The organism is Microbacterium sp. sgz311019 (assembly GCF_056135325.1).
Map to the genome: position 1 here is coordinate 177190 of NZ_JBWAXO010000009.1, position 22647 is coordinate 199836.

General features: G+C 70.7%; 25 protein-coding genes. 12 read left to right on the forward strand and 13 right to left on the reverse strand.

The features are described 5' to 3' along the window. Position 1 precedes the first annotated feature (1 nt). Positions 2 to 1120 carry a histidinol-phosphate transaminase gene (locus AC0NZN_RS15225; RefSeq protein ID WP_474593155.1) on the reverse strand — a complete coding sequence of 373 codons (1119 nt, stop codon included), beginning with the start codon at positions 1118 to 1120 and terminating at the stop codon, positions 2 to 4. A 91-nt stretch (positions 1121 to 1211) separates the two neighbouring features. Here AC0NZN_RS15225 and AC0NZN_RS15230 point away from each other — a divergent pair, with 91 nt between their 5' ends. Then, the gene (locus AC0NZN_RS15230) at positions 1212 to 1607 is read left to right on the forward strand and encodes a phage holin family protein (protein WP_474593156.1); all 396 of its coding nucleotides are present in this window, start codon (positions 1212 to 1214) and stop codon (positions 1605 to 1607) included. Positions 1608 to 1612: 5 nt separating this feature from the next. On the opposite strand, the gene AC0NZN_RS15235 is transcribed toward AC0NZN_RS15230, so the two are convergent. Both AC0NZN_RS15235 and AC0NZN_RS15240 read right to left on the reverse strand, forming a co-directional pair. Then, entirely contained in the window at positions 1613 to 2908 is a 1296-nt protein-coding gene (locus AC0NZN_RS15235; protein WP_474593157.1) for a hypothetical protein, read from the reverse strand. Then, a complete protein-coding gene (locus tag AC0NZN_RS15240) occupies positions 2905 to 3177 on the reverse strand; it encodes a hypothetical protein (RefSeq protein WP_474593158.1) in 273 nt (90 codons plus the stop codon). The genes AC0NZN_RS15235 and AC0NZN_RS15240 overlap by 4 nt, the downstream gene beginning before the upstream one ends. A 113-nt stretch (positions 3178 to 3290) precedes the next feature. On the opposite strand from AC0NZN_RS15240, the gene AC0NZN_RS15245 reads away from it, so the two are divergent. Together AC0NZN_RS15245 and purB are read left to right on the forward strand one after the other, a co-directional pair. Then, positions 3291 to 3800: a low molecular weight protein-tyrosine-phosphatase gene (locus tag AC0NZN_RS15245; protein WP_474593159.1), complete on the forward strand. Its 510-nt coding sequence runs from the start codon at positions 3291 to 3293 to the stop codon at positions 3798 to 3800. Between the two features lie 33 nt (positions 3801 to 3833). Then, the gene (purB, locus tag AC0NZN_RS15250) at positions 3834 to 5213 is read left to right on the forward strand and encodes an adenylosuccinate lyase (RefSeq protein WP_474593160.1); all 1380 of its coding nucleotides are present in this window, start codon (positions 3834 to 3836) and stop codon (positions 5211 to 5213) included. 48 nt (positions 5214 to 5261) lie between these two features. On the opposite strand, the gene AC0NZN_RS15255 is transcribed toward purB, so the two are convergent. The 4 genes from AC0NZN_RS15255 to AC0NZN_RS15270 all read right to left on the reverse strand — a co-directional run bounded on the left by AC0NZN_RS15255 (position 5262) and on the right by AC0NZN_RS15270 (position 7767). Then, positions 5262 to 5648 carry an amino acid transporter gene (locus AC0NZN_RS15255; protein ID WP_474593161.1) on the reverse strand — a complete coding sequence of 129 codons (387 nt, stop codon included), beginning with the start codon at positions 5646 to 5648 and terminating at the stop codon, positions 5262 to 5264. Next, positions 5645 to 6319, reverse strand: a complete 675-nt coding sequence (locus AC0NZN_RS15260; RefSeq protein WP_474593162.1) for an acyl-CoA synthetase — start codon at positions 6317 to 6319, stop codon at positions 5645 to 5647. Before AC0NZN_RS15260 ends, AC0NZN_RS15255 begins: the two co-directional genes overlap by 4 nt. 72 nt (positions 6320 to 6391) lie before the next feature. Next, on the reverse strand, positions 6392 to 6700 hold the full coding sequence (locus AC0NZN_RS15265) for a hypothetical protein (protein ID WP_474593163.1): 309 nt from the start codon (positions 6698 to 6700) through the stop codon (positions 6392 to 6394). 26 nt (positions 6701 to 6726) lie between these two features. Beyond that, on the reverse strand, positions 6727 to 7767 hold the full coding sequence (locus AC0NZN_RS15270; protein ID WP_474593164.1) for an alcohol dehydrogenase catalytic domain-containing protein: 1041 nt from the start codon (positions 7765 to 7767) through the stop codon (positions 6727 to 6729). 141 nt (positions 7768 to 7908) lie between these two features. On the opposite strand from AC0NZN_RS15270, the gene AC0NZN_RS15275 reads away from it, so the two are divergent. The 4 genes from AC0NZN_RS15275 to AC0NZN_RS15290 all read left to right on the forward strand — a co-directional run bounded on the left by AC0NZN_RS15275 (position 7909) and on the right by AC0NZN_RS15290 (position 11144). Then, positions 7909 to 8301 carry a (R)-mandelonitrile lyase gene (locus AC0NZN_RS15275; RefSeq protein WP_474593165.1) on the forward strand — a complete coding sequence of 131 codons (393 nt, stop codon included), beginning with the start codon at positions 7909 to 7911 and terminating at the stop codon, positions 8299 to 8301. 83 nt (positions 8302 to 8384) lie between these two features. Then, entirely contained in the window at positions 8385 to 8810 is a 426-nt protein-coding gene (locus AC0NZN_RS15280) for a hypothetical protein (protein WP_474593166.1), read from the forward strand. Positions 8811 to 8976: 166 nt separating this feature from the next. Then, the gene (locus AC0NZN_RS15285) at positions 8977 to 10347 is read left to right on the forward strand and encodes an FAD-binding oxidoreductase (protein ID WP_474593167.1); all 1371 of its coding nucleotides are present in this window, start codon (positions 8977 to 8979) and stop codon (positions 10345 to 10347) included. Beyond that, entirely contained in the window at positions 10347 to 11144 is a 798-nt protein-coding gene (locus AC0NZN_RS15290; protein WP_474593168.1) for a dienelactone hydrolase family protein, read from the forward strand. Before AC0NZN_RS15285 ends, AC0NZN_RS15290 begins: the two co-directional genes overlap by 1 nt. On the opposite strand, the gene AC0NZN_RS15295 is transcribed toward AC0NZN_RS15290, so the two are convergent. From AC0NZN_RS15295 to AC0NZN_RS15305, 3 genes are read right to left on the reverse strand one after another with little or no spacing between them, the layout of a single operon-like run. Then, entirely contained in the window at positions 11141 to 11767 is a 627-nt protein-coding gene (locus AC0NZN_RS15295; protein WP_474593169.1) for a class I SAM-dependent methyltransferase, read from the reverse strand. The genes AC0NZN_RS15290 and AC0NZN_RS15295 overlap by 4 nt on opposite strands. A gap of 3 nt (positions 11768 to 11770) precedes the next feature. Further along, positions 11771 to 13018, reverse strand: a complete 1248-nt coding sequence (locus AC0NZN_RS15300) for an alpha/beta fold hydrolase (RefSeq protein WP_474593170.1) — start codon at positions 13016 to 13018, stop codon at positions 11771 to 11773. A gap of 10 nt (positions 13019 to 13028) precedes the next feature. Next, positions 13029 to 15011 (reverse strand): oxidoreductase, encoded by a 1983-nt coding sequence (locus tag AC0NZN_RS15305; protein ID WP_474593171.1) that lies wholly within the window; start codon positions 15009 to 15011, stop codon positions 13029 to 13031. Positions 15012 to 15063: 52 nt separating this feature from the next. Between AC0NZN_RS15305 and AC0NZN_RS15310 the strand changes: the two genes are divergently transcribed. Beyond that, complete coding sequence (locus tag AC0NZN_RS15310; RefSeq protein ID WP_474593172.1) at positions 15064 to 15594, forward strand: HutD/Ves family protein; 531 nt, start codon at positions 15064 to 15066, stop codon at positions 15592 to 15594. Positions 15595 to 15637: 43 nt separating this feature from the next. Continuing rightward, positions 15638 to 16177: a YaeQ family protein gene (locus AC0NZN_RS15315; protein ID WP_474593173.1), complete on the forward strand. Its 540-nt coding sequence runs from the start codon at positions 15638 to 15640 to the stop codon at positions 16175 to 16177. 6 nt (positions 16178 to 16183) lie between these two features. Here AC0NZN_RS15315 and AC0NZN_RS15320 read toward each other — a convergent pair whose 3' ends face one another. Continuing rightward, on the reverse strand, positions 16184 to 16570 hold the full coding sequence (locus AC0NZN_RS15320) for a UBP-type zinc finger domain-containing protein (protein WP_474593174.1): 387 nt from the start codon (positions 16568 to 16570) through the stop codon (positions 16184 to 16186). 192 nt (positions 16571 to 16762) lie between these two features. Here AC0NZN_RS15320 and AC0NZN_RS15325 point away from each other — a divergent pair, with 192 nt between their 5' ends. Beyond that, positions 16763 to 17944 carry a low temperature requirement protein A gene (locus AC0NZN_RS15325; protein ID WP_474593175.1) on the forward strand — a complete coding sequence of 394 codons (1182 nt, stop codon included), beginning with the start codon at positions 16763 to 16765 and terminating at the stop codon, positions 17942 to 17944. A 14-nt stretch (positions 17945 to 17958) separates the two neighbouring features. Here the strand turns inward: AC0NZN_RS15325 and AC0NZN_RS15330 are convergent, their stop codons facing one another. Then, positions 17959 to 19197: an amidohydrolase gene (locus AC0NZN_RS15330; protein WP_474593176.1), complete on the reverse strand. Its 1239-nt coding sequence runs from the start codon at positions 19195 to 19197 to the stop codon at positions 17959 to 17961. A gap of 64 nt (positions 19198 to 19261) precedes the next feature. On the opposite strand from AC0NZN_RS15330, the gene AC0NZN_RS15335 reads away from it, so the two are divergent. Together AC0NZN_RS15335 and AC0NZN_RS15340 are read left to right on the forward strand one after the other, a co-directional pair. Continuing rightward, a complete protein-coding gene (locus tag AC0NZN_RS15335) occupies positions 19262 to 19672 on the forward strand; it encodes a glucose-6-phosphate dehydrogenase (RefSeq protein WP_474593177.1) in 411 nt (136 codons plus the stop codon). Between the two features lie 124 nt (positions 19673 to 19796). After that, the gene (locus tag AC0NZN_RS15340) at positions 19797 to 21671 is read left to right on the forward strand and encodes an alkyl/aryl-sulfatase (RefSeq protein WP_474593178.1); all 1875 of its coding nucleotides are present in this window, start codon (positions 19797 to 19799) and stop codon (positions 21669 to 21671) included. 79 nt (positions 21672 to 21750) lie between these two features. On the opposite strand, the gene AC0NZN_RS15345 is transcribed toward AC0NZN_RS15340, so the two are convergent. Next, on the reverse strand, positions 21751 to 22443 hold the full coding sequence (locus AC0NZN_RS15345) for an esterase/lipase family protein (RefSeq protein ID WP_474593179.1): 693 nt from the start codon (positions 22441 to 22443) through the stop codon (positions 21751 to 21753). Positions 22444 to 22647: the final 204 nt, after the last annotated feature.

The following is a 22647-nucleotide window of genomic DNA, read 5'->3' on the forward strand; positions in this document are numbered from 1 at the left end:
TCTACGCTAAACCCCGACTGATTCCGCGGCCGGAATGCCCCTCGGGCAGTCCGGCGACGACGGATGCGGCGATCTCGAGCACCTTGTCGACGGCCTCGGCCTCGCCGACGCTGATGCGGATGCCGTCGCCGGCGAAAGGCCGCACGATCACACCGCCCTCTTCGAAGGCCTGGGCGGCGGCGAGTGTCTCCGCACCGGTGCCGAGCCACACGAAGTTGCCCTGGGCATCGGGGACGCGCCATCCCTGCTCCCGCAGTGCCGCCACGAGCTCGTCCCGGCGGGCGGCGATCGAGGCGACGCGCTCGATCAGCTGCTCCTCGGCATCGAGGCTCGCGAGCGCGGCGACCTCGGCCTGCGCGGTGACGGAGAGCGGGATCGCGGTGGAGCGGGCGGCATCCAGGATGCGGCTGTGCCCGACGGCGTAGCCGACGCGCAGGCCCGCCAGCCCGTAGGCCTTCGAGAAGGTGCGGAGGACCACGACGTTCGGGTGGGCGCCGGATGACAGCACCCTCTCACCGTCGACGGCATCAGGGTCGGTCACGAACTCGGCGTACGCCTCGTCGAGGATGACGAGCACGTCGGACGGCACGCGGGCGAGGAAGGCGTCGAACTCGTCCTGCGTGACGATCGGCCCCGTCGGGTTGTTGGGCGAGCAGACGATGACCGCGCGCGTGCGGTCGGTGACGGCATCCGCCATCGCCTGCAGGTCATGACGGCCGTCGTCGGTGATCGGCACGACGACGCTCGTCGCGCCGGCGACGGCGGCCAGCCCCGGGTACGCCTCGAACGAGCGCCACGCGTAGACGACCTCGTCGCCCGGCGCCGCCGCGGCGAGGAGGAGCTGCGCCAGGATCGACACGCTGCCGGCGCCGATGTGCACCTCATCGGGCGACACTCCGAAGCGCTCGGCGAGCCGCACACGGAGCCGGGCCGCCGTCGCGTCCGGGTAGCGGTTGAGGGCCGTCTGCGACCGCACCGTCTCGATCACGCCGGGAAGCGGATCGAACGGGTTCTCGTTGCTCGACAGCTTGAACGCGTCCGCGCCGGCCTGCCGACCCTGCTTGTACGGGGGGAGAGCCGCGATCTCTGGACGGATCTTCACGGGGATGTCGGAAGTCACCGTCCGAGTCTAGGAGCGCGCGCCGAGGCCGTGAAGGTGTCGCGAGCGCAGTCGCTCACTGACGCCGAAGAGTTCATGGCAGACTCCCCGCATGGGAATCCTCATCCGCATCGTCGTGAACGCGTTCGCGATCTGGATCGTCACGCTGATACCCGTCCTGGAGGTCACGGTCGTCCCGTTCGCACCCGGGGAGGCGTGGCAGGTGATCCTGACGTTCCTCATCGTGGGTGCGATCTTCGCCCTGGTGAACCTGCTCATCGGCACCGTGCTGCGGGTGCTGACGTTCCCCATCTACATCATCACCCTCGGCTTCTTCTCGCTGATCGTGAACGGGTTCCTCCTGTGGCTGACGGCATGGCTCACCCACTGGTGGAACTGGGGCCTGCGGGTCGACAGCTTCTGGTGGGGCATCGTCGCCGCCCTCGTGATCACGATCATCAACTGGGTGGCGGGGATCTTCCTGCGCCCGAAGCGCCGCGGGGCCTGAGCGGATCACTTCGGCGATGCGCGTTCGACGGCGAAGTCGAACGCCTGGACGGATGCCGCACCCCTGAGCTCGTCCAGCCGCCCGCGCAGCGCGGCGGCGCGCGGGTCGTCAGAGCCGTCGAAGAGCGCCGCCGTGTGCTCGTAGGTGTCCAGATGGTGTGCGCTGAGGTCGAGGTCGCCGATCCCGATCGCGGGGTCGGCGAATCGTTGGACGACGACGCTGTCCGGCGCACCCACCCGTCCGGCCGAGCCGCCCCCCGCCAGCGCGGCAACCGGGTCGTCGGTGTGCCGCAGCTGCACGCTGAGGGTGCCGGCATCCACCTGCGCCTCGGTCGGTGATCCGAACGTCACGAGCGCGCGGGTGTCGTACCCGCCCTGGAGGGCGACGTGGCCCGCGATCATTCCGCCCTGAGAGTGCCCGAACTCGTAGATCGCGTCGCCGGGCTTCGCGCCGGCGGTGCGCAGCGCCGCCTCGGTCGCGTCGAAGGATGCCGAGCGGCTCCCGCCGTACAGCTCGAGGTTCGAGTTCCAGTCCCACGCCTCGTGCGCGCCGCCCTTCGTGTTCGTGCCCGCGATGTACAGCGCGAAGCGGTTGCTGCCGTCGGGCATCGCGTACTTCTCCACGCGCACGCGGGCATCCGCCCGAGGGATGCGGGACGCGGCCTCCTCGAGCGATGCCGGCGGTTCGAAGCGATGCGGAGGCCCGTCCAGCCGGCGGAGCCGCACCGGCCGGCGCTCGCCCGCGAGTGTCGCCCCCCGCGGGATCGTGCCGGCCGCTGCTCGGTCGACGAGCCCGCCGGCGCCGAGGATGAGACCGCCGACGGCTCCTGCGCCACCGAGCCCGAACGCCAGGCCGAACGGCGCGTACTGCGCGGCCACCGTCGTGATGCCGGAGTCCGTCCATGCCTCCTCGACGCCCTGCGCATCCGTCGCCGCCGAAGGGTCCGACGCGATCAGCTTCTGCAGCCGCCGCTCGATCCGATGGACGTCCTCGCCGCAGGCGGCGCGCCGAGCGACGTCGAGCTCCACGATCTCGTAGACGGTCGCCAGATGGGTGAGCCGCTGGGCGAGGGCGGCCGCATCATCCGCCGCCCTCCCCAGACGCCACGCGATCGCCCAGGCGCGTGCCGCCGCCCCCGCAAGCGGCAGCTGAGACGACAGCCGCACCGCCTGGTGCCAAGCCGTGCGCTGGAGGTCGTCGATCCCTTCTGCGACGCCGGCACACGCCTTCGCGCCCGCCCGGAGGCGGTCGGTGTCGACCGCGATCGCGCCGCCGCTGCGGATATCGATGTCGTCGCTCATCGGCACACCGATCCGGATGTCGCGGCCGCGACGAAGGCGGCGCGGTCGCGCAGCAGATCGTGCCGCAGCTCCTCCGCATCGGCGTCGATGCGGGCCAGATCGTCGCCGAGCGTCGCCACCTGCTCAGCGAAATGCGGGAAGGCGGCCGAGCGCCATCGCGTCTGTTCGGCGCACGTGCGGGTGCGAGCGCGCAACGTGTCGAGCTCATGTCCCATGGCCTGCAGGCGTGCGCGGACGATGTCGATGAGGTCGGTTTCAGGGCTCGGCATCCGCCCATCGTGGCGGCGCGCAGCATCCATCGACTCAGCCGTGCGGCCCCGTGTGGAGAGGGTCGGCGCGATGCCCGACTGTGGAAGAGTCGCCGAGCGGCCAGAATCGAGGTATGGCGGCGATTCCCCGGCACCCCTTCCGCGTCGTGTTCGTGTGCACGGGCAACATCTGCCGCTCCCCCATGGCGGCAGTGGTCTTCCGCTCTCTGGCGGAATCCGCCGGCCTCGGCGACCGCGTCTCGTCGGTCAGCGCCGGCACCGGCGACTGGCATGTCGGCGAACGGGCCGACGCCCGCACCATCGACGCGCTCGCACGCCACGGCTATGACGGTGCCACCCATCGCGCGCGCCAGTTCACCGCAGCGGATTTCGCGGACGCGGACCTCGTGGTCGCCCTCGACCGGACCCATGAGCGGATCCTGCGACAGTGGGCGCGCCGCGAGGGCGACGAGGACAAGATCGCGCTGCTGCTGACGTTCGATCCCGAAGCGCGCGGACGCCAGGACGTGCCCGATCCCTACTACGCCGGGGCCGAGATGTTCGACGAGGTGCTCGGTATGATCGAGAGCGCGTGCCGGTCGCTCTTCCGGCAGCTCGAACCCGCGATCCGCCCCGCGGTGTAGCACCCCGGGGCTTCGCCTCGCGTCAGGACTCCCGTGACCTCTTTCCCCACGCAGCCGCTCAGCCCCCTCGACGGTCGGTATCGCACCGCCGTGGCACCCCTGGCGGAGTACCTGTCGGAGGCAGGACTCAACCGCGCCCGGGTCGAGGTCGAGGTCGAGTGGCTCATCGCCCTGACCGACCGCTCGCTGTTCGGCACGACCCGGCTGTCCGAGGTCCAGAAGGACCGGCTGCGCTCGCTCTACCTCGGCTTCGGCCAGGAGGAGGTCGATTGGCTCGCCGAGAAGGAGGCGGTGACCCGTCACGACGTGAAGGCCGTCGAGTACCTCGTGCGCGACCGCCTGTCGAGCCTCGACCTGGACGGCATCGCCGAGCTCACGCACTTCGCCTGCACGAGCGAGGACATCAACTCGACCGCCTACGCGCTCACCGTCAAGCGCGCGGTGCACGACGTGTGGCTGCCCAAGCTCCGCGAGGTGATCGCGGCGCTCAGGGCGCTGGCGGAGAAGCACAAGGATGCGGCGATGCTCGCCCGCACGCACGGCCAGCCGGCCACGCCCACGACGATGGGCAAGGAGCTCGCCGTGTTCGCCTGGCGCCTCGAGCGCGTGGCCGCGCAGATCGCGGCATCCGACTTCCTCGCGAAGTTCTCGGGCGCGACGGGCACCTGGTCTGCGCACGTGGCGGCAGATCCGCAGGTCGACTGGCCGCTCGTCTCGCGGGAGTTCGTCGAGTCGCTCGGCCTGGGCTTCAATGTGCTGACGACGCAGATCGAGTCGCACGACTGGCAGGTCGAGCTGTACGACCGTGCACGTCACGCGGGCGGCATCCTCCACAACCTCGCGACCGATGTCTGGACCTACATCTCGCTCGGCTACTTCGCGCAGATCCCGGTCGCCGGGGCGACCGGATCGTCGACGATGCCGCACAAGATCAACCCCATCCGGTTCGAGAACGCCGAGGCGAACCTCGAGATCGCGGGAGGGCTCTTCGCGACGCTCGCCTCGACCCTCGTCACCTCGCGGATGCAGCGCGACCTCACCGATTCGACCACGCAGCGCAACATCGGCGTCGCCTTCGGCCACTCGCTGCTGGCGCTCGACAACCTCCTGCGCGGGCTCAGCGAGATCTCCCTGTCCGAGCGGGTCCTGCTCGACGACCTCGACGGCAACTGGGAGGTGCTCGCCGAGGCGATCCAGACCGTCGTGCGCGCCGAGATCGTGGCGGGCCGATCGTCCATCTCGGACCCCTACGCGCTGCTCAAGGACCTCACCCGCGGGCGGCGCGTCGGCGCCCCCGAGCTCGCCGAGTTCGTTCGCGGCCTCGACATCGGGGATGCGGCGAAGGAGCGGCTGCTCGCTCTCACCCCGGCCGGCTACACGGGTCTGGCAGCGGAGCTCATCGACGGGATCTGAATCCCGAACGCCTCCGCCGTTTCACGTGGAACGGCGGGGGCGGTGGATTCAGGAGGCGCGGGGCTCGTCGCCGTCGGCCTCCGGCGCGGAGGACTCGCTCGGCGCGGCCTGGGCCGGAGTGCTGCCGGCGGCAGTCGCATCCTGCGCCGTCTCATCCGCGGGGGGAAGCAGCACCGGGCGATCGACCGGCTTCGCCACCTGCGCCGGGTCGACCGCGAGGATCAGCAGGGCGATGATGAGCAGCGTCGCGATGAAGGTGATGCCGCCGACGATGGCCGCGACCTGCAGCGCGTGCGGCGACTCCTCGCGATAGCGCTGCTGGAAGAAGCCCATCGAGATCAGCGTCACGACGAACGCGAATGCGGCGGCGAGGAATGCCAGTCCGAGCAGCTGCACCGGTTTCATGAGGTCGCGGCGCGTGGGGTGGTCGCTCATGCGGACTCCTCCGAGTCGGGGTGGGCCGCGACCTGGGCGGGATCGACGGCAGGCGTCGATCGGCGCGGCGACAGGCCGGCGATGCCGAGGTAGACGGCGACGACGGCCGCATAGCCGCCGAAGATGCCGACGGCGATGGCGATGCCCGTGAGCGTGAAGCCCCGATGCGCCTCGGCGATGAAGTAGTTCAGGGTGTACTGCGAAGGCACCAGCAGCAGACCGAGGCCGAGCAGGACGGTGATCGCGCCGACGACGAGCCCGTCGCGCGCGTCGGAACGCGCGTTGCGGTCGCCGGCGGCTGCGGCGCGACGCATCCCTCGCAGTCCGGAGATGCCCTCGATGAGACCCGTCACGAGCGCCCATGCGATCACGACGACGAAGAACATCGTGATCGAACGGTAGACGGGAACGCCGGTGACCATGCCCGCGATGAGGGAGAGGATGCCGACGCTGATAACCGCCGCGCGTGCGCCCTTGCGGAAGGCCAGCCAGGCGCCGAGAACCAGGACGAGGCCGAGGGTCACGGCGTAGCCGCTGAACACCGACAGGCCGTACCCCGCGCCGTGGTCGGCGCTGAAGGTGATCATGATCGCCGCGACAGCTGCCAACAGCGCGCGGATGAGCTGCAGGTGGCGCACCTCGAGAGTGCGCGCGGCAGGGCGTGACGGCACGGGAGTTCCTCGTTCGGAAGAGGGGATGCCTCCAGTCTACGTTGCGTGCGACGACGGCCTTCCGGCGGTCGTTCAGGTGGCTTCGGGGTCGGCCGCCCGGCCGAGGCCGCGATGTCCGGACCAGAGCTCGCCCGCGCGGGTCGCGGCAGAATCGATCAGCTCGGCGAACTCGGCGCGGTCCGGCACCCGGAACGACACGTACCCGCCCCGGCCGCCCGCGATGGGCCGGCCGTAGGCCTTCGCCGCGAGCGTGCCGTCAGGGAGCATTCGCACCGTGATCGTCAGCAGCCGGAACACCTCGCCGCGCCGCTCGTCGGTCCACTGGAGCTGCTCGGGGATCGAGACGTTGATCGCGAGCGCCGAGATCTCGGGGTCGGTCATGACCTCATCGTCCCACCCGCCACGCGTCAGGCGATCATGACCTTCAGGGCCTCGCGACCGTCCATCGCGCGGTAGCCGTCGGCGACCTCCTCGAGCGAGATCGTCCGGTCGAAGACCAGGCCGGGGTCGACGGTGCCGTCGAGGACGGCCGGCAGCAGCCGCTCGATGTAGGCGCGCACCGGGGCCGGACCGCCCGTCACCGACACGTTCTGGCGGAAGACCGAGCCGCCGATCGGCCCGTCCACGAACTGCGGCACGCCGACGCGGCTGATGACGCCGCCCGGACGCACGACGCCGATCGCCTGCTCGAAGGCCGGCGCATAGCCGACGGCCTCGAGCACGCGCTTCGCGCCGTAGCCGCCGGGGGTCAGGTCGCGGACCGCCGCGATGCCCTCGTCGCCACGCTGGGAGACGACATCCGTCGCCCCGAACCGGCGGCCGAGCTCCGTGCGGTCCTCGTGGCGACCCATGAGGATGATCCGCTCGGCTCCGAGCTGCTGGGCCGAGAGCACCGCAAGGAGCCCCACCGCGCCGTCGCCGACCACGACGACCGTGTCGCCCGCAGTCACGCCCGCCTGAACGGCGGCGTGCCAGCCCGTGCCGTAGACGTCCGAGAGGGTGAGCAGGGAGGGCAGGAGCGAGGATGACTCGTCGATCCCGGGCACCGCGACGAGCGTGCCGTCGGCCTGCGGCACCCGCACCGCCTCAGCCTGGCCGCCGAGCACATCGCGGCCGTTGTTCCAGAAGCCGCCGTGCACGCAGGAGGTCTGCAGGCCCTCGCGGCAGAACTCGCACGTGCCGTCCGACCAGGCGAAGGGCGCGATGACGAAATCGCCGGGCTTCACGGTCGTCACGTCCTCGCCGATGTCCTCGACGATGCCGACGAACTCGTGCCCCATGGTCGTCCGCCCGTCCGCGGCCGTGCGCTTGTGGTACGGGTGCAGGTCGGATCCGCAGATGCACGACCGCACGATCCGGACCAGGGCGTCGGTCGGCTGCTGGATCGCGGGGTCGGGGACGTCCTCCACACGGACATCTCCGGCGGCGTACATGACAGTGGCGCGCATTGCTGCTCCTTCAGGTCGGTGCCTCCAGCCAACCGTGTTTCGTCCGCGTGTGGGGAGTGTCTGGCCATCGGTGTACCAGCAGGGCCTCCCGCCCGCTGGCGGTCCGACCTAGCGTCGAGACTGCAACGACAGGAGAATCCCATGGAACTGGTTCCCAAGAGCCCCACCACGAAGGGACCCGACGAGACGTTCACGGGGGACGTCTACTTCGACGTCCTCGCGAAGACCGACCGGATGCGGGCGAACCTCGTCCGCTTCACGCCCGGCGCCCGTACCGCCTGGCACCGGCACGCGAACGGGCAGACGCTGCACGTCACCGACGGCGTCGGCTACGTGCAGTCGCGCGGCGGGGAGATCATCGTGATCCGTCCGGGCGACACCATCCGGACACCGCCCGGCGAATGGCACTGGCACGGCGCGACGGCGGGGAACTTCATGGCGCACCTGGCGATGTGGGAGGCGGCCGACGACCCGTCGCAGCCGGAGACCGAGTGGGGTGAGCACGTCGCCGACGGGGAGTATCCGGCGGCCTGATCGATCGGTCAGGATCGGAGAAGCGCGGCCGCCGAGGTCACTCATAGCATCGAGTCATTCCCAGAACCGAGGAGAGTGACGAGATGGCCGAGACACTGTCGCAGATCGAGCGCGATGCCGTGAAGAACCGCGCGAAGGAGCTGCGCGCCCAGGAGAAGGCGGGCAAGGACCGCGCCGCGGGGCTTGCCGCCGTCGAGGAGGCGATCGCCAAGCTCGACGGTCTCGACAAGGAGCTCGCCGCGGGCGTTCACCGCATCGTGTCGGAGACCGCGCCCCACCTGGCGCCGAAGACGTACTACGGCTTCGCCGCCTATGCGAACGCCGACGGCAAGGTCGTGTGCTTCTTCAAGCCCTCGAGCAAGTTCAAGGTCCGCTACGCGACTTTCGAGTTCGAGGCGCCGGCCGCGCTCGACGACGGCGACATGTGGCCGACCGCGTTCGCCCTGACGGCGCTCACGCCCGAGACCGAGAAGCGCATCGCCGACCTCGTGCGCACAGCCGCGGCTTGAGCGCTCGCCCCACCCTCATCCGTCGCCTTCTGCCACCGCATTCCGCAGAAGGCGACGGATGGGGGTCGGGGTGCGGCATCCATCCGTCGCGTTCTGCGGTCTCGACCCGCAGGAGGCGACGGATGACGTGCGTGGACGGATGCATCCGGCGCCCTACGATCGGGTCATGAGCACCGACTCCCTCGCGGAACTCGCGGCGCAGCTGCCGGACGATGCCGTCCTGATCGGCGCCGAGGCCGTCGAGTCGTACCGCCAGGATCGCGCGCTGGACCCCACGGCCGGCGATCCCCTTGCGGTCGTCCTCCCGCGCACGACGGCCGAGGTGCAGGCGGTGGTGCGATGGGCGGCGGGCCACGGCATCCCGATCGTCCCGCGCGGAGCGGGCACCGGACTTTCGGGCGGAGCGACCGCCGTCGACGGCGGTATCGTGCTCTCGACGGAGCGCATGCGCGACCTGCGCATCGACCGGACGACCCGAACCGCGACGGTGCAGCCCGGGCTGCTCAACGCCGAGCTGAAGGCGGCCGCGGCCGCGGAGGGCCTCTGGTACCCGCCGGACCCCGCCTCGTTCGAGATCTGCTCGATCGGCGGCAACATCGCGACCAACGCCGGCGGGCTGTGCTGCGTGAAGTACGGCGTCACGGTCGACTACGTGCTGGGCCTCGAGGTCGTCCTCGCCGATGGCCGCGCGCTGCGCCTGGGCGGTCCGCTGATCAAGGATGTCGCGGGCCTGTCGCTTACGAAGCTCTTCGTCGGGAGCGAGGGGAGCCTCGGCGTCATCACGGAGATCACGCTGCGACTGCTCCCCGCCCCGCCTGCGCCCCGGATCGTAGCCGCGTGGTTCACGAGCATCGATGCCGCGGCCGCGGCGATCGCAGAGATCTCGACCACGATCCGGCCGTCCCTGCTGGAGTACATGGACAGTACGTGCATCGACGCCGTCGAGGACCTCCTCGAGATGGGCCTGGATCGGGATGCCGCGGCCCTCGTGCTCGGCGGCTCAGACGACCTCGATCCCGACGGCCGCGATGTCGCGTTCATGATCGACGCGTTCCGCCGGCACGGCGCGTACGAGGCGGCCGAGACCTCGCGTCCCGACGGCGAGGCGCTGGCTGCCGCCCGGCGGGCCGCCATCCCAGCCGTCGAGCGTCGTGGACGGCTGCTGCTGTCCGACGTCGGCGTCCCGCTGCCTCGGCTGGGCGACCTCATCGCGGGGGTGGATGCGATCTCCCGCGAGCGCGAGGTCACCATCGCGATGCTGGCCCACGCGGGCGACGGGAACACGCATCCCCTCGTCGTCTTCGACCCGGCGGACGCGCAGGCCGGCGAACGCGCGGAACTGGCGTACGGCGAGATCATGTCGCTCGCGATCGCACTCGGCGGCACGATCTCAGGCGAGCACGGCGTCGGACGCATGAAGCGGCCGTGGCTGCGCGCCCAGATCGGCGACGACGCCCTCGAGATCGCCGAGCGCATCAAACTCGCGCTGGATCCGGACGGCATCCTCAATCCCGGCGCGATCTTCGAGGTCCGCTGATGCCCGCCCCGACGTCTACCCTCGATGGATGGCAGCCGCATCCGTTCGCCGCGCACGGGCAGAATCACGACTGCTACGAGAAGGGCGACGGGCCCGGCGTCGTCGTGATCCCGGAGATCCCGGGCATCACACCGGAGGTGCTCGGGCTGGCCGACCATCTCGTCGGGTCGGGGTTCACCGTGGTCATCCCGTCGCTGTTCGGCACGCCGGGGCGCGCGGACTCGGTCGGCTACGTGCTGGGTGCCGTGGCACGTCTGTGCATCTCGGCCGAGATGCGCGCCTTCGCGCGGAACGCGCACCGGCCCGTCACCGACTATCTGCGGGCCCTCGCCGCCGACCTCGCCGATCGCACCCCCGGAAAGGGCGTGGGTGTGATCGGCATGTGCTTCACGGGCGGCTTCGCCCTCGCGACCGCCGTCGAACCTTCGGTCAACGCGCCGGTGATGGCGGAGCCGTCGGTGCCGTTTCCCGTGAGCGCGAGTCGGCGCTCGGATCCCGGAGTGTCGCCGGTCGAGCTCGCGACCATCATGCGGCGCACGCACGCGGACGGCCTCTGCGTGCTCGGACTTCGATTCAGCCAGGACGTGTCGGCTCCCGCCGCGCGCTTCGAAACGCTCCAGCGCAACCTCGGCGACGCGTTCGAGGTCATCGAGCTCGACTCCTCGCCGGGCAACCCGGACGGCTACTCGACGCGCGCGCACTCGGTGCTCACGACCGAGGTGCGAACGGATCCGCCCAATTCGGCCGCGGCTGCCCGCGATCGGGTCGTGGAGTTCCTGCGCGAGAGGCTCCTCTAGGAGGCCACCGCCAGCACGAACCCCTGCGGGCTGCTCTCGAACGCGCCGCGCGGACTGCGGTCGAGGCGCGTGTGCACCTCGAGTCCGGCGTGCTCAAGGCCGGCGGCGACCACGTCGACGTGGTGCCGGTAGGCGCGGAGGTCGAGGTCGTGGCCATAGGCACGCTGGATGAGTCGCTCGCCCGAGCCCGCCTGGAATCCCAGCAGCACGGCCCCGCCGGGCCGCAGTACGCGGCGCAGCTCGGCGAACACGGCGGGCAGACCGTCGTCGGGCGTGTGGATGATCGAGTACCACACGAGCGCACCGTCGAAGGATGCGGCGGCGAAGGGCAGATCCGCCAGATCGCCCTCGACGAACTCGGCGTCGGGCACGGCGAGCCGCGCCTGGGCGAGCATGCCGGGCGACAGGTCGACCCCGGTGACATCGAGCGGCGGATGCAGCGCCCGCAGATGCGCCGTCATCCGGCCGGTGCCGCACCCCGCGTCGAGGACGCGCACCCGCTCGCCGAGCAGCTCGACGAACAGGCGGATCATCGCGAGGTCGAGCTCGGACTCGAACGAGGTGTCGGGGATCTCCCGGGCGTAGTTCGCCGCGGCCAGGTCGTACGCCTCCCGCGTCTCCATGCGTCAGCGGACCCGACGGCCGTGGGCGAGATCGATGAGCCGGGGCAGGACCGCCCCCGCGCGCAGGCCGTTGTGCTCGTGCTCGCTCGTCACCCACGGGACGATTCCGGGGACGAGCACCGCGGTCTCCATCGAGAACTCCAGCGGCACGAACACGTCGTGCACGTAGACGGCGGCGGCGCCGCGCGCTCCGGATGTGGCGATCCGCTCCGTGTCGTAGAGCTTCGGCCACTCGATGTCGGCGACCGCCAGCGTCACATCGCGCCACGGTTGGAGAGCGGGAACGGTGTCGGCCCACTCCCGGCGGACGTGCTCGCCGGTCAGCAGCGTCGGGTCCTCGCGGAAGTCGTCCGGCTCGACACGCTCGGCCGACCAGCGGGTGGCGAAGCCGTCGGCGTAGCTGGACTCGTGGAACACGTAGTACAGCGGGTTGCGCCCACCGTAGGGCAGGGCCGAGGTCAGGTCGTACCGGAAGGCATTCGTCCGCGGATCGTGCTCGAGCAGCGACCACAGGGTCTGCCAGCCGTCGTTTCCACCCAGGAGCATGCCGAGCGAACGCAGCCGCGACACCGACACCACCTCACCGGTCGGCAGCACGATGCCACCGGCGTCCGCGAGGTCGGCCAGGCGGCGCATCGCCTCGCGGTGGCCGGGGAACCGCCGGTAGTACCGCTCGGACTCGGTGCGCATCTTGTCGTACGTGAGGGCGTAGACGTCGTCGGGGTGCCGGCCGACCGCGCTGAGACCGCCGGTGATGTACGCGGTGTCGAGGGAGGCGGCATCCGTCGACAGATACGACAGGGTGGTGAAACCGCCGAAGGACTGCCCCAGGACGCTCCACGTCGCGGCCCCCAGGTGCTCGCGCATCGCCTCGCAGTCCCGCACGATCGAGTCCGCACGCAGGTGCGTGATCCGCTCGACGACGGCGTCGGTTCCTCCGTCGAGGTCGGCATCGCCGACGGGGGTCGACCGGCCGGTGCCGCGCTGGTCGATCAGCACGACGCGGTAGTGCGCGAGGGCGGCGTCGAGCCACGACGGCGCGGAGGGCGAGTGGAAAGGCGTGGGCGCCTCGTTGCCGGGGCCGCCCTGCAGGAAGACGAGGAACGGCAGGTCCTCGCCGTCCTCGCGCGTGACGACGGCCGCGTGCACATCGATCGTGCGCGAATCGGATGCGTCGCCCCAGACGAGCGGGACGGTGATGGTGTGGTCCTCGACAGTGAGATCCTGCATGCGGCGGATGGTGACGGGCATGGGTCCGAGCCTATTCGGGCCCACCGACGCCGGCCACGGCGTACGCGGTCTCGACAGCCTCATGGATGGCCGCGTCGATGTTGCGTGGCGAGCGAGCGTCTCCGACGACATATGCACCATCGGGAATGCTCTCGGGCAGGACCGACGTCCGCGGCTCCACAGCGACGACGGCATCCAGGTCATCGAGTTCCGCGACCGCGCCCGAGAACCGCTCACGCACGAGCAGGCGGCCGCCAGGCAGCGCCTCCACGCCGCAATCGGTCCGTCGCGTCACGCCCCCTGAGGAGGTGAGTCGTCGCAGGAGAAGCTGGCGGTCGTAGCCCGGACCGACGTGCGGGAATGGCGTCTCGAAGGCGGTGATGACGTCGAGCCGCTCGACGTGCGGGGCCAGCGCCAGGGCGATCCCGGCGGCGAAGGCTGTGCCGTCGGAGTCGACGAGCGCCACCCGCCGGCCGAGCGAGTCGGGCCGGTCGAGCGCCGCGAGCGGATCGATGACGGAGGCCGGCATCCCGCCCGTCCACGTGCCTCCCCGCACCGCCTCTCGCGCCGGGGCGGCGCCGGTGGCGATGATTATGCCGTCCGCGGCATCCATCTCCCGAGACGTCGTCTCCGCGTCGACGCGGAGCAGCGTGTCGACGTCCAGCGCGCGAAGATCGCGCTCGAGGTCATCGAGCAGCAGTCCGATGCTCTCGCAGCCCGGCACCCGCATCGCGGAGAGGAGCTGACCGCCGAGGCGCTCGCCGCGCTCCAGCAGTCGCACGCGATGCCCATCCCGGGCGAGCTCGATCGCCGCACGCATGCCGGCCGGTCCGCCACCGACGACGACCCACCTGCCGGGCCGCTCAGCCCGCGGCCGAGGATGCCGCACGCTCTCGCGCCCGGCCAGCGGATTGACGGTGCACGTGACCGGCAGTCCGCGGCTGCCGCGGCCGAGGCATCCCTGATTCAGCCGGATGCAGTGCTGGATCTCGTCGGTCCGTCCCGAGAGCAGCTTGTGCGCGAGGTCGGGGTCCGCGAGCTGTCCGCGCGTGAGCGCCACCATGTCGGCGATGCCCGACTCCACGACTTCCGCCGCCTCCTCGACGGAGCGCGCGGAGCCCACGCCGAAGACCGGGATGTCGGGATTCGCGGCTTTCACCGCCGCCGTCTCATCCCGGAGCCACGCGACGGGCATCGGCGAGGACGGGAACACGTAGTGCACGTCGTGATAGCCGCCGGCGGCGAGATCCAGGAAGTCGATGCGCGCCTCTCCGCGGAGCGCCGCGATGATCTCGAGGCAGTCCGCCGCATCCAGCCCGCCCTCGTGGAACTCGTTCGCGACGATCCGGATGCCGACGGTGACGTCTCCGCCGACGCGGGCCCGCACCGCGCGCAGCACCTCGCGCGGGAACCGGGTGCGGCCCTCGAGGTCGCCGCCGTACGCATCGCGGCGTGCGTTGTAGAGCGGCGAGAGGAACTGGTGCAGCAGGTAGCTGTGCGCCATGTGGATCTCGACGCCGTCGAAGCCGCCGAGCCGTGCGAGCTCCGCGCTCGTGGCCCAGGCCTCGACGAGTTCCGCGATGTCGGCCGTACTCATCTCTCGCGTCGCATGGCCCGTCGACGGCGAGATCGACCGCGACGGCGCATACACCGACCGAGGCCCGAGTGGACCGTCGGGCTGCGCCTGCGCACCGTGGTGGTTGAGCTGGACGAGCATCTTCGCGCCGGCGGCGTGCACGGCATCCGTCATCCGCCGATCCGCATCGACCGCCTCAGGACGGAACGCGTCCTCGAAGTTCCGGATCGATCCGCTGGGATGCACGAGCTGGTTGCCTGCCACGAACAGGGCGCAACCGCCCTCGGCGCGGCGCACGAAGTAGGCCGTCTCGCGCTCGGACTCGACGCGATCGCAGTACTGCTTGGAGTGCGCGGCCTGCATGAGGCGGTTGCGCACCTCGAAGGCGCCGATCCGCAGGGGCCTCGACAGCGCATCCGACGTGAAGTTCTGCGACATCGACCCACCTCTCCCTGTGCGACGGTACGCCCACGGCGGGTACGGTGAGCGCATGCCGATCCTGAAGCGATTCGCTGACCTGCCCCCGACGCCGTGGGCCAACGGAGGCGGCGCGACGACCGAGATCGTCGCCTTCGACGAGAGTGAACGCGTCGGCGGTCCGGGTGCGCGGTGGCGGCTGAGCGTCGCCGACCTCGAGCAGCCGGGCACGTTCTCGCCTCTGCCCGGGATGCGCAGGACCTTCGTGCCGGTCGGCGGGGCGGTCATGCTGTCGGTCGACGACGAGCGGCGCGAATGCGCCGAGTGCCGGCCGTTCCAGTTCGAGGGCGATGCGCGCACTGAGCTCGTCGCCCTCACGGGCCGGTGTCATGCGGTGAACCTCATGGTCGACGAATCGTCGGACTGGACTCCGCGCCTCACTCGCGAGCGCAGCGGCGATGTCATCGCCGCCATCGCGCTCGACGACGGGGAGGGCTGGGCGCGCTTCGATCTGCTGACGGAGGATGCCGACATCCTCTCCGCCCTCTTCGTCGTCCGAGGGGACGGGCGCGCGGAGCGCGAGGGCGCCGCATCGCAGGCCTGACGACCTCCGGGGTCGCACGCCCGGACGGGTAGGCTCAGTCCCCATGGCCGCCGGTGCGACGATCCTCACATTCGATGTCGACCTGGCGGACGTGGACCGCGGCGTGTACGAGACGCTCACGCTGCGCGTCGCGCGGCATCCCTCCGAGACGGATGCCTTCATGATGACGCGCCTGCTCGCATACCTCCTCGAGTACGAGGAGGGCATCGAGTTCAGCGAAGGCGTCGCCGCGACCGACGAGCCCGCCGTCCTCGTGCGCGATCTCACCGGTTCGGTGACCGCATGGATCGAGGTCGGGGCCCCGGATGCCGCGCGCCTGCACTACGGGAGCAAGCTCGCCGGCCGCGCCGCCGTCTACACGCACCGCGATCCGGCGAAGGTGGCGGCGCAGTGGTCGGGCAAGAAGATCCACAACGCCGAGGCGGTCGTGCTGCACAGCTTCGAGCCGGGCTTCATCGACGCCGCAGCCGCCGTCATCGAGCGGCGCAACTCGCTGTCGCTGTCGGTCACCGAGCGCCGCGTCTATCTCGAGCTCAACGGGACCACCCTCACCTCGGAGATCCGCGACGCGCCGATCGCCTGACGCGCCTCAGCCCTCGTCGAGCCGGCGCTGCAGCAGCTGACGCTGCCAGTTCGCCGGAACCCGGTCGGCCGGTCCCGGCACGGTCTGCTCTTCCGGGTGATGCTGCGGCGGTGGGAGCACGGGGCCTTCGACGTACGCATCCACCTCGAAGTCCCAGAACCAGTCCTCGCCCGGCTCGAACGTCTGGATGTACCGATGCCCCGTCTCCTCGAAATGACGGCGGGAGTGGCGGGCGAGGGAGTCGTCGCAGCATCCGATGTGTCCGCACTCGACGCACCGACGCAGGTGCACCCACCAGCTGTCCACCGCGTCGCACTCGACGCATCCCGTGCCCGAGGGAGGCGGCGCGCCCGCGATGTCGATCCGGGGGATGCCGCCGTCACTGTCCGCCATGGCGCCCACTCTAGGCTCGCCGGCCCGGGTTAGTCTGGCGGCGTGAGTCCTCTGGAGCAGTCGCTCCTCTACGCGACGACCGCCGTCATCCTGGCGGGGACGCTCGTCGTCTTCGTGGTGCAGTACATCCGCCGGTACGGCCGCAAGCACGACGACTGACCGCCGCACCACCCGCGGCGGCATGATGGTGGCATGCCTCGCCGGTCGGCGCCGTTGCGCATCCAGGTACGGGATGCGTCGCGCGCCGACTGGATGGAGCTGTTCTTCGACCTCGTCTTCGTGGCGCTGATCGGGCAGCTGTCCGCGGGTCTGCGCACCGAGCCCACGTTCGCCGAGCTCGGGGTCTTCCTCGGGCTGTTCGCATCCGTCTGGTGGTCGTGGGTGAACCTCACCTTCACGATCAATATCCAGGAGGGCCTGTCGCGGCGCGCCCTCGCCGGCTACATGCTCGCGGCGATGGCCGCCGTGGGCGTGATCGCCGTCGCCGCCCCCGAGGCGGTCGGCGACCGCGCGTGGCTGTTCGCGGTCGGCAACGCCGCCCTCCGAGCGGTCATGCTCGGGCTCTGGGTGCGCCGAAGCTGGAGCACCGGCGGGGGATCGCGCATCCGCGTGCTCTCGTATAACGGGGGCACGGGGGTCATCTGGCTCGTCTCGGCGTTCATTCCGTCGCCGATCCGCTACCTGCTGTGGGCGGTGGCGATCGCGATCGAGATCGCGCTGCTCGTCGCATCCGCTCCCGGGCTGCTGCGGCGTATCGGCACGATCAACGTCGAGCACCTGGCCGACCGGTTCGGCACGCTGGTGATCATCGCGCTCGGCGAGTCGGTGCTGGCGATCGTCGTCGCCGTCTCCGAGTCGTTCACGCCGCTGTCGGCCATCGTCGCCGCGTCGGCGTTCGTCATCGCCGCCGGCCTCGCGTGGGGGATGTTCATGTTCGGCATCGACGCCATGCGGAACGGGCTCGAGCAGCTGGTCGCCCGCGGCGATGCACGGGGCGTCGTGGAGACGGTCGCGTTCCTGCCCTTCCTCCTGGTGGCCGGGATCATGATGCTCGCCGGCGCGGTGTCGCTCGCCATCGAAGCGCCGCTCGATGCGCTGCCGCCGGCATCCGCCGTCTCACTCGGCGCAGGAGTCGTGCTCTTCTACGGCACGAACGCGGCGATCTCGCTGCGCTACGGATCGCCGTGGCGCAGCGTGCTGCCGTGGGCGGTGCCCGCACTCGCGCTGCCGCTCGTCGTCGGTGCGGCCGCCCTCGTCATCCCGGCGATCTGGGCCATCGCGGCGACGGCGACGGTCATCGTGGGGATCGTGTGCCTCTCGGAGATCCTGGCCGCCCGCGACAACCTGCGCAGCGCGAGCGCATCGCCCGGCTGAGAGGCTGAGCCCGGTCAGCCCATCCAGGACGACCGGCCGAAACGCATCCAGCGCTCGACGACGCGCGGGGCGCCGCCATCCTCGCCCGGCTCGTAGACCGCGCGGCCCTCGATGAAGACCCGCTGCACGCGCGAGTCGACCGCCAGCGGGTCGCCCGACCAGAGCACGATGTCGCCGTCCCGGCCCTCCGCGAGAGCGCCGACGCGCTCATCGAGACGCAGGATCTCCGCGGGGTTCCTGGTGAGCGCGTCGAGGGCGGTGGATGCCGGGAGCCCGTCGCGCACCGCGAGGATCGCCTGCACGCGGATCTGGTCGATCGGCACCACAGGGTGGTCGGTGGTGATCGCGACCTTGACCCCGGCCTCCGCGACGAGGGCGAGGTTGCCGATGGCGCGATCGCGCAGCTCGACCTTCGAGCGCGAGGTGAGCAGCGGGCCGAAGATCACCGGGATGTTCTTCTCGGCGAGGACGTCCGCGATCTTGTGGGCCTCGGTGCCGTGGTTGACGATCAGCGTGTACCCGAACTCCTCGGAGAGGCGGATCGCGGTCGCGATGTCGTCGTGCCGGTGGCAGTGCTGGTCCCACAGCAGGTCGCCGGTCAGAACGGCCGCGAGCGTCTCCTTGCCGAGGTCTCGCTCGAAGGGCTCGTCCTTGGCGGCCGCCGCATCCCTCTTCGCCGAGTACGTCTGCGCGGCGACGAAGGCGTCGCGCAGGACGGATGCCACACCCAGGCGCGTAGCGGGAGTCTTGCCCTTCTCGCCCCACACCCGCTTCGGGTTCTCGCCGAGGGCGGACTTCACCGACACGTCCATCGCGAGCACCTGCTCGTCGACCGTACGACCACCCCACGTCTTGATGGCCACCGTGCGGCCGCCGATGGGATTGCCCGAGCCGGGCTTGATGACCGCCGTGGTCACGCCGCCGCGGAGCGCGTCGCGGAAGCCGACCTCCTCGATGTCGATGCCGTCGATGGCCCGGAACCGCGACCCGTTCGGGTCGGTCATCTCGTTCGTGTCGTTGCCCGACGAGCCCTCGCCGTCCTCGTGGACGCCGAGGTGTCCGTGCGACTCGACGAAGCCGGGAACGACCCAGCTGCCGGAGGCGTCGACCACCTCCGCGCCGTCGGGGATCTCGGTCTCCGGTCCGCCGACCGCGGTGATGACGCCGTCGGTGACGATGACGGTGCCGTTGTCGATGGGCTCGGAGCTGACGGGGACGACATAGCCGTTCGTGACGGCGAGGGTGCGGGTCATCCCCTCAACCTACGCCGCGCCCAGGTCCGTTAGCCTGGAGAGTGCGGACTGGGGAGGATGACTGATGAAGGTGACGTCGAGCGCGGACTGGCGCGGCTCTCTGCCGTTCGACACCCCGGTGCTGGTGGCCGAGATCCTTCCGGGCGACCCGGCGCGATGCTCGGGATGCGGGTACGGATCGGATCCGTGGCCCCGCACCGAGCTGTGGGCCGTCAAGGGCCACCACCCGAACAACCACGACGGCGATGTCCGGTTCTACTGTGCCGAGCACGTGCCCGTGTTCGAGGCCCCGGCGCAGCCGCTTGCCGCTCCGGCGAAACCCGTACGCCGCTCGTCCCCGCGCTCGCCCGCCGAGCGCGCCCCCCGTCGAGCGCAGGTCGTGGAGCGGCCGCGGGCGATCTGCCCGGACTGCTTCGTCGAGGTGCCGCCGACCGGGGTGTGCGGCATCTGCGGGCAGGCTGTCAGCGTCGGCTGAGCACCCCGTTTCCGCGACGTTCACATCCGCGGAACCTCACAGGGCTTACCAGCGGGTTCGGCTTGTGCCACGCTGAAGGTTGACGGCCGGCGGCCGCCGCCGGTCCCGCATCCTGGAGGACACTGTGGATCAGAACGAAGCGAGCCCGGCGATCGCGACGCAGCAGGCCGCTGCCCGTGCCTCTCTGCCTTTCACCGATGCGCGCGACTTCGAGGCCGCCGAGCGCGGATACCTCGGCACGCTGAGCCCCGGCATCATCCGCGACGCGGACGGCAAGACGGTGTGGGATGCCGACAGCTTCGACTTCCTCGCCGGCGAAGCGCCCGACACGGTGCACCCGAGCCTCTGGCGGCAATCGCAGCTCGTCGCGAAGCACGGCCTGTTCGAGGTCGTCCCGGGCATCTACCAGGTGCGCGGCTTCGACATCTCGAACGTCACCTTCGTCGAGTCCGACAGCGGCATCATCGTCATCGATCCGCTGATCTCGAAGGAGACGGCGGCGGCGGCCCTCGCGCTGTACCGCCAGCACCGCGGCGACCGCGCGGTGAGAGCCGTCATCTTCACACACAGCCATGCCGACCACTTCGGCGGCGTGCTCGGAATCGTCGGCAAGGACGAGGTGGGCTCGGGCGCGGTGCAGATCATCGCACCCGAAGGCACCGTCGCCGAGGCGGTCGCCGAGAACATCTACGCCGGAACGGCGATGTCCCGCCGCGCCGGCTACATGTACGGGGCGGCTCTCGCCCGCGGCCCGCGCGGTGCGGTGGGTGCGGGCCTCGGACCGACGACATCCACCGGCCATCCCGGCATCATCCCTCCGACACTTGAGATCTCGAAGACGGGCGAGACCCACACGATCGACGGCGTGGAGATCGAGTTCCAGATGGCCCCGAGCACCGAAGCCCCGGCCGAGATGCACTTCCTGTTCCCGCAGCACCGCGCGCTGTGCATGGCAGAGAACGCGACGCACACGCTGCACAACCTGCTGACGCTGCGCGGCGCGCTCGTGCGCGACCCGCACGGCTGGGCGGGCTACCTCACCGAGGCGATCGAGCACTACGGCGACCGCGCCGACGTGGTGTTCGCATCCCACCACTGGCCCACGTGGGGCAACGCCGAGCTGCGCGAGTTCCTCGGCCTGCAGCGCGACCTCTACGCCTACCTCCACGATCAGACGCTCCGCATGCTGAACCAGGGCATGACGGGTGCCGAGATCGCGGAGGAGATCCAGCTGCCGCCCGCCCTCGAGAACGCCTGGCACGCCCGCGGCTACTACGGCAGCGTCAGTCACAACGTCAAGGCCATCTACCAGCGCTACATGGGCTGGTTCGACGGGAACCCGGCGCGCCTCTGGCCGCACCCGCCGAAGGCCCAGGCCGAGCGGTACGTGGCGGCGATGGGCGGGATCGACCGCGTCGTCGAACTCGCGCAGACCGCCTACGACGAGGGTGATTTCCGCTGGGCGGCGACACTCCTCGACCACGCCGTCTTCACCGACTCGGGCCATGCCGCAGCTCGGGAGCTGTACGCGGCGACCCTCGAACAGCTGGCCTACGGATCCGAGAACGGCACCTGGCGCAATTTCTTCCTGTCGGGTGCGACAGAGCTGCGCGAGGGCAACTTCGGCACGCCGATCACTGCGGCGGCGCCCGACCTGCTCGCGCAGCTGACGCCGGAGCAGATTCTGGACGCGGTCGCGATCTCGGTCGACGGCCCGAAGGCCTGGGACCTCGACCTCGCGCTCGACATCACCGTCACCGACGAGGACCGCAACTTCCGCGTGACGCTGAGAAATGGCGTCCTCGTCTACGTCCTGAAGCCGGCAGACGCGTCCACGGCGGGCGCGACGCTGTCTCTGACGAAGCTGCGCCTGCTGGCTCTCGTGGGCGGCGACAGCGACAGCCCGGGCGTCGAGCTCTCGGGCGACCCATCGGTTCTCGCATCCCTCACCGCGGTGCTCACCGCGAGCGATCCGGGATTCGACATCATCGTCCCCTGACAGGGGCGGACGGGCGGGCGGGGCGCACAGGGATCGCGCCCCGCCTGCTCATCTCCGGCGATGGATGCTGCGCCCCGGGTCAGCCCTGGGCGGGCGGCCACTCGCCCGCCGCGACCTCCAGCACGGTCCTGATGACCTCGGGGTTCGCGAGGACTCGGAAGTGCCCGCCGTCGTCGACCGTCAGATTGCGGGCGCCGTCGAGTTGGACGGTCTTCGGGATGTGCGGGTCGAAGATTCCGGTGATCGTCGTGATGCGCGAGTTCACCTCGCGCTGCTCCTGCAGCCTCAGCGTCGTGGGCTCGTTCGGCGCGAAGGCCCGCAGAGTGCGCGACACCATGTAGCGCGCGTACTCCGAGCCGCCGAACGGCGTGCAGATGGCGACCATCGCCCGCACACGCTCCTCGGGGTCGAGCTCGACCATCAGGTACTTGCCGATGAGCCCGCCCTTGCTGTGCGCGACGATGACGACATCCCGAAGATCGAGGTCGGTCAGCATGGCCGCGACGGTCTCCGCGGTCTCGGGTACAGGGCGGCCGTTGCGCCGCAGATCGGGCACGACATGGACGGGGTGACCGGCCGCGTGCAGCGGTTCGATGAGCCCCCGCAGGAACCCCCATGTCTCCCAGACGCCCGGCAGCATGACGACGGGCCGGCCGTCGCCGGTGGTGAGATCTCGAGGCGATCCCGGGGCCAGCGTGCCGCGCACCTGCCAGTACCCCGCATACGCGTAGTCGCGCGCCCACCACGACAGCGCGCGCCCGACCGAGACCATACGGCCACAGTACTGACCGGGATGGCACCGGGCGGCTGGTGAGGCCGACGACACTCGGCGCCTACCCGGGGGGACGCCGCGTGACGTCCCCTGGGGTGGTGTAGATCTCGGGCTCGAGTGTCACGTCGAGGACGTGGTGAGCCATCGTGCGATGGTCAGTGAGACAACGACCAAGTCACTCACAGAAAGACACAACGCACGATG

What these genes read in the sequence shown, in the direction of transcription:
- AC0NZN_RS15230 (WP_474593156.1), top strand. Translation starts at nt 1,212, where the DNA reads ATGGGAATCCTCATCCGCATCGTCGTGAACGCGTTCGCGATCTGGATC.
- AC0NZN_RS15235 (WP_474593157.1), bottom strand. Translation starts at nt 2,908, where the DNA reads ATGAGCGACGACATCGATATCCGCAGCGGCGGCGCGATCGCGGTCGAC.
- AC0NZN_RS15240 (WP_474593158.1), bottom strand. Translation starts at nt 3,177, where the DNA reads ATGCCGAGCCCTGAAACCGACCTCATCGACATCGTCCGCGCACGCCTG.
- AC0NZN_RS15245 (WP_474593159.1), top strand. Translation starts at nt 3,291, where the DNA reads ATGGCGGCGATTCCCCGGCACCCCTTCCGCGTCGTGTTCGTGTGCACG.
- AC0NZN_RS15255 (WP_474593161.1), bottom strand. Translation starts at nt 5,648, where the DNA reads ATGAGCGACCACCCCACGCGCCGCGACCTCATGAAACCGGTGCAGCTG.
- AC0NZN_RS15265 (WP_474593163.1), bottom strand. Translation starts at nt 6,700, where the DNA reads ATGACCGACCCCGAGATCTCGGCGCTCGCGATCAACGTCTCGATCCCC.
- AC0NZN_RS15270 (WP_474593164.1), bottom strand. Translation starts at nt 7,767, where the DNA reads ATGCGCGCCACTGTCATGTACGCCGCCGGAGATGTCCGTGTGGAGGAC.
- AC0NZN_RS15275 (WP_474593165.1), top strand. Translation starts at nt 7,909, where the DNA reads ATGGAACTGGTTCCCAAGAGCCCCACCACGAAGGGACCCGACGAGACG.
- AC0NZN_RS15280 (WP_474593166.1), top strand. Translation starts at nt 8,385, where the DNA reads ATGGCCGAGACACTGTCGCAGATCGAGCGCGATGCCGTGAAGAACCGC.
- AC0NZN_RS15285 (WP_474593167.1), top strand. Translation starts at nt 8,977, where the DNA reads ATGAGCACCGACTCCCTCGCGGAACTCGCGGCGCAGCTGCCGGACGAT.
- AC0NZN_RS15290 (WP_474593168.1), top strand. Translation starts at nt 10,347, where the DNA reads ATGCCCGCCCCGACGTCTACCCTCGATGGATGGCAGCCGCATCCGTTC.
- AC0NZN_RS15295 (WP_474593169.1), bottom strand. Translation starts at nt 11,767, where the DNA reads ATGGAGACGCGGGAGGCGTACGACCTGGCCGCGGCGAACTACGCCCGG.
- AC0NZN_RS15300 (WP_474593170.1), bottom strand. Translation starts at nt 13,018, where the DNA reads ATGCCCGTCACCATCCGCCGCATGCAGGATCTCACTGTCGAGGACCAC.
- AC0NZN_RS15305 (WP_474593171.1), bottom strand. Translation starts at nt 15,011, where the DNA reads ATGTCGCAGAACTTCACGTCGGATGCGCTGTCGAGGCCCCTGCGGATC.
- AC0NZN_RS15310 (WP_474593172.1), top strand. Translation starts at nt 15,064, where the DNA reads ATGCCGATCCTGAAGCGATTCGCTGACCTGCCCCCGACGCCGTGGGCC.
- AC0NZN_RS15315 (WP_474593173.1), top strand. Translation starts at nt 15,638, where the DNA reads ATGGCCGCCGGTGCGACGATCCTCACATTCGATGTCGACCTGGCGGAC.
- AC0NZN_RS15320 (WP_474593174.1), bottom strand. Translation starts at nt 16,570, where the DNA reads ATGGCGGACAGTGACGGCGGCATCCCCCGGATCGACATCGCGGGCGCG.
- AC0NZN_RS15325 (WP_474593175.1), top strand. Translation starts at nt 16,763, where the DNA reads ATGCCTCGCCGGTCGGCGCCGTTGCGCATCCAGGTACGGGATGCGTCG.
- AC0NZN_RS15330 (WP_474593176.1), bottom strand. Translation starts at nt 19,197, where the DNA reads ATGACCCGCACCCTCGCCGTCACGAACGGCTATGTCGTCCCCGTCAGC.
- AC0NZN_RS15335 (WP_474593177.1), top strand. Translation starts at nt 19,262, where the DNA reads ATGAAGGTGACGTCGAGCGCGGACTGGCGCGGCTCTCTGCCGTTCGAC.
- AC0NZN_RS15345 (WP_474593179.1), bottom strand. Translation starts at nt 22,443, where the DNA reads ATGGTCTCGGTCGGGCGCGCGCTGTCGTGGTGGGCGCGCGACTACGCG.